At 61.5% G+C, this 1,340-nt stretch carries 1 protein-coding gene; it reads left to right on the forward strand.

Going from position 1 to position 1,340, the window contains the following annotated elements:
• The first annotated feature begins 230 nt into the window (after window positions 1-230).
• The gene (fni, locus tag NW856_RS12245) at window positions 231-1,289 is read left to right on the forward strand and encodes a type 2 isopentenyl-diphosphate Delta-isomerase (protein ID WP_414390743.1); all 1,059 of its coding nucleotides are present in this window, start codon (window positions 231-233) and stop codon (window positions 1,287-1,289) included.
• Window positions 1,290-1,340: the final 51 nt, after the last annotated feature.

The following is a 1,340-nucleotide window of genomic DNA, read 5'->3' on the forward strand; positions in this document are numbered from 1 at the left end:
ACGCGACAGTGCTATGCCTCCGGCACCCTAACGGGAACCGCACCGCTAACGCGACAGTGCCATGCCTACGGCACCCTAACGGGAACCGCACCGCTGTCGTTGTAGATAGCGAGTCACCTTGGACTCCGTCCCGCTAGCGCGAACGGGCAATGCTGTTCGCCTTTGGCAGCGCACGGCGTTGTAGACTGACAATCTCTACCAAGACCAAGGTGCTCCGCACTGCTGACGCGATGGCCGATTCTCTCCCCCCCATTTCCGAGCGCAAACAGGATCACCTGGACATTGTTCTGCAGCAGGATGTGGCTGCCAAAGGGATCCGCACCGGGTTTGAGCGGTTTTTCTTTGAGCATGTGGCGCTGCCGGAGCTGCTGTTGCCGGAGATCGACCTAAGCTGCGAATTCTTGGGAAAACGCCTACAGGCACCCCTGCTCATCAGCAGCATGACGGGGGGAACAGAGGCTGCCCATGAGCTAAACCGACAACTGGCTGCCGCTGCCCAACAGTTGGGCATTGCCATGGGGGTGGGATCCCAGCGGGCAGCCTTGGAACATCCAGAGCTGGCCCGGACTTACCAGGTGCGCCAAGTGGCCCCGAATATTCTGCTGCTGGCCAACCTGGGTGCCGTTCAGCTCAACTACGGCTATGGGTTGGAGCAGGCGCGACGGGCGGTGGAGATGATCGAGGCGGATGCGCTGATTCTGCACCTCAATCCTCTCCAGGAGGCGGTTCAGCCCCAAGGGGATCCCGACTGGCGTGGATTGTATGGCCGCATCGAACGGTTGGTGGCGCAGTTACCAGTGCCGGTGGTGGTGAAGGAAGTGGGCAATGGCCTCAGTGCCAAAGTAGCCCAGCAGCTGGCCGAATGCGGCGTGGCAGCCCTGGATGTGGCGGGGGCGGGCGGCACCAGTTGGAGCGAGGTGGAGGCCCATCGCCAAACAGATGCTCTCAAAAAACGCATTGCCCACAGCTTCAGGGACTGGGGGATCCCAACGGCTTTGTCCCTGCTGGAAATTCGTCGCCTGCTGCCGGACTTACCCCTGGTGGCCAGCGGCGGCATCCGCAATGGCATCGACGCGGCCAAAGCTATCCGTCTGGGAGCCGATGTGGTGGGTATGGCCGCCCCCGCTTTACACGCCGTCTCCCAAGGACAGATGCAGGCAGTGGTGGACACCTTTCGCGCCGTGATCGAGGAGCTGCGCATTGTTGCCTTTTGCACTGGATCGGCCAACTTGGCTCGGCTGCGACAAGCTACCCTGCGGCGGCAGGATACTTGGGATCCCTTGCCCTAAACTCCAAGCACTTGCCACAAAGTAAACTACCCGACCCTGACTGCTTCGCAG

It is taken from the genome of Synechococcus sp. R3-13 (assembly GCF_047462195.1).
Classification (GTDB): domain Bacteria; phylum Cyanobacteriota; class Cyanobacteriia; order Thermostichales; family Thermostichaceae; genus Thermostichus.

Coding starts and splice junctions, on each gene's coding strand:
- fni (WP_414390743.1), top strand. CDS start 231: ATGGCCGATTCTCTCCCCCCCATTTCCGAGCGCAAACAGGATCACCTG.